The organism is Zhongshania sp. (assembly GCF_041623545.1).
Lineage (GTDB): Bacteria > Pseudomonadota > Gammaproteobacteria > Pseudomonadales > Spongiibacteraceae > Spongiibacter.
Genome location: NZ_JBFJWS010000365.1, coordinates 1 through 2,895, shown reverse-complemented (window position 1 = coordinate 2,895; position 2,895 = coordinate 1). Strand labels below are relative to the sequence as shown.

The following is a 2,895-nucleotide window of genomic DNA, read 5'->3' as shown; positions in this document are numbered from 1 at the left end:
TTTAAGCTGGGACAACGAGGCCAACTCACTGAAGTCCTCATCCATACTAAGACTTTCTGTCTGCAGACCTTTTGCTTGCGCTAAACCGAGCCCCTCACCTTTAACGCCCTGTAGCGCAGCGGCAAAACCACCGGCCACGGTTGACGGTGTATTCTGAGTGGCGGTGCTCACCAAGAGATTCGATTTAGCCTGACTCTCACCTTGCAGGAGCTTCTCTTGCTGTAATAGAAGTTGATCTACCGCCTGCTGGGCACGATTGCTACCAGCCAACACCCCATCATCAACATTTTTAGCTGACTGGCTTCGAGACCAATCTATTTGTACCTGCTGCCAATTCACAACCGTGTTCTCGACTTCTACATCGACCACCTCAGCTGAGCCATCAATTAAAGACTCCGAAAGCGGCAATTCTTTGCCTGTTAGCGGCAATGCTTTGCCACCCTCGGGATTCAGCAATAAGGCATCCACGGCGTCCTCCGGCGCGGTTGCCAGCAATGGTAATTCACTCGCCTCAACCGCAGCGCTATTAAGCTCAACTGCACTATCAAGATTGCCGGCAAGTAACTGATTAAAAGGTAATTGTGAGGCTGATTCACCCGAATTAGTCGCCTTTACTGCGGCGCGTCCCTGGGGAATTGCTTCGCTGCTACTCAGCGCGGGAAGTGGACTAGACGGCATAGTAGATAACCTGTGCAGATTAATTTTACCCGGCAGCCCCCTGGCTAAACACCGGCAATACTAAGATTACAGCAAGGCTTATGCCATATTGGTGGATTGGCGAGCAGACCACACAAAACGCTGACTCGTCAGATCGTCAGCTTGGCGCTGCTCTTCAGTATTGAGCTGCTGCTGTTCCTGCTCGCGATAGCGATCCGTTAGCTTTTCTAAGCTCATGGCGCGGCAACGGCTGTCTAGCCAACGCTGGCGCTCGTTCGCCACATTCGCTTCGGCGCGCTCAACGGCTTCGCTCTGCTGAGCCACAGCCTGAGCAAGCTTGCTCATAAAATGACGGGTTTCCTGTAAACGGTGCACATCCAACGCTTGCGCAGTTTGAATTTGACTCGCATCCGCGTACTCACGGTAATACTGTTTTAACTCATCGTATTTTTTTTGTTGATGTTCATGGTGCTTTTGGCTTTTCGCAAACCGCTTGGCCTGCTCCTGCTCTTTGCGGTCCGCCAAGCTATTAACGGTTTGCATACGCTGGGACTTCTTCATTTACTCACCTATTTAGCTTATGCGTCGTCCAATAATAAATTTAGCTGATCAAGGGCGCTGTCGAAAGGCTCTGCTTCATCATAGGCCTGCTGGAGGAATTTCACCATATTCGGCCATAAGCCAACGGCGTGATCCAGACGAACATCACTGCCGCGCTGGTAGGCGCCAATCGTTATCAGGTCGCGATTTTGCTGGTAAAGCGAATACATCTGCCGAAAATAGCGCACCTGATCTTGATGACTCTTGTCGGTAATATCATTCATTGCGCGGCTAACCGAACGCTCGACATCGATCGCCGGAAAATGCCCGGCATCTGCCAAAGCACGCGACAGCACAATGTGGCCATCTAAAATCGCCCGCGCCGAATCGACAATCGGGTCATTTTGATCATCGCCCTCGGCCAAAACAGTATAAAAGGCCGTAATTGAGCCACCGCCAACCGCGCCATTACCAGCGCGTTCGACCAGCGCGGGTAAGCGCGCAAACACCGAGGGCGGGTAGCCCTTGGTGGCCGGAGGTTCACCCGTCGCCAATGCAACCTCCCTCTGAGCTTGGGCGAATCGGGTCAGGGAATCCATAAGTAATAACACTTGCTTACCCTGGTCACGAAAGTGCTCAGCGATAGACGTCGCCAGCCATGCGCCGCGCATCCGCATCAGTGGCGGGTGATCCGCAGGGGTCGCAATGACCACTGCGCGTTTCATATCCTCGGTGCCGAGGATACTGTCAATAAACTCCTTTACCTCGCGACCCCGCTCACCAATTAAGCCCACCACCACCACGTCAGCTTCAGTAAAGCGCGTCATCATGCCCAATAAGACACTCTTCCCCACCCCGCTACCGGCAAACAAGCCCAAGCGCTGACCGCGCCCGACAGTAAGCAACGCATTAATCGAACGCACCCCGACATCCAAGGGTTCACGAATGGGTTGGCGTAATAACGGATTTATTGGCGTGCCATTAATCGAACGGGTTTGCTTGCAGTGTAACGGCCCCTTGCCATCCAACGGCTTGGCCGCGCCATCGAGCACTCGGCCCAACAACTCATCGCCCACGGGGAAGTCAGAGCCCTTGGCAATGGGGATTACTCTGGCATTGGGCATCACGCCGCGCAGTTCGCCAGTAGGCATCAGCAGTATTTTGTCAGCGGCAAAACCCACTACTTCGGTCTCTAGCCAGTCGCCGTCCGCCGCCTCGACCAAACAATAGCCGCCAACCGGCGCCTTGCAGCCAACCGCCTCAAGCATGGTGCCCACCACCCGTTTGAGCTGCCCTTCAACAATCGGCTTCTCACCGCCGCTAAGGCGCTCTCGGTATAAAGAAAAGCGTTGTTTTATTTGTGCGCTAGGATCATTGATCACCGCTCAACCCCGCGCCATTAACGTCGTCATCGCCAGCTTGCTGAGGCACCATGGTCTCGCCTAGCATTTCGGCGACAACATGCTGAATTCTAGTTTCAAGCTGCTCGTCGATTCTTGAATGATCACTGTTGATACGGCAACCGCCACGACTAATAGCCGCGTCTTCAATTAAGCGCCACGCGGGATCTAATGGTTCGTTACGTTCAGCGTGCACATTGCGCAGCACCTCGACATCGGCGGGGTTAAGGAAAATATCAAATCCGCTATTGCTTATGGGCAGCGCGGCCACCGCTTTGTTTACCAGATTTTCAATAAG

General features: G+C 53.6%; 4 protein-coding genes. All 4 read right to left on the bottom strand.

The window, feature by feature from the left end:
• Window positions 1-678, bottom strand: a 678-nt coding sequence (locus tag ABYT30_RS17925) for a hypothetical protein (RefSeq protein WP_373097854.1), incomplete at its 3' end; no start/stop codon positions are given.
• A gap of 78 nt (window positions 679-756) precedes the next feature.
• Window positions 757-1,218: a flagellar export protein FliJ gene (fliJ, locus tag ABYT30_RS17920; protein ID WP_373077163.1), complete on the bottom strand. Its 462-nt coding sequence runs from the start codon at window positions 1,216-1,218 to the stop codon at window positions 757-759.
• A gap of 17 nt (window positions 1,219-1,235) precedes the next feature.
• Window positions 1,236-2,579 carry a flagellar protein export ATPase FliI gene (gene fliI, locus ABYT30_RS17915; RefSeq protein WP_373077165.1) on the bottom strand — a complete coding sequence of 448 codons (1,344 nt, stop codon included), beginning with the start codon at window positions 2,577-2,579 and terminating at the stop codon, window positions 1,236-1,238.
• Window positions 2,569-2,895: FliH/SctL family protein (locus ABYT30_RS17910; RefSeq protein WP_373097852.1), on the bottom strand; the 327-nt coding region annotated here is incomplete at its 5' end. The genes fliI and ABYT30_RS17910, both read right to left, overlap by 11 nt.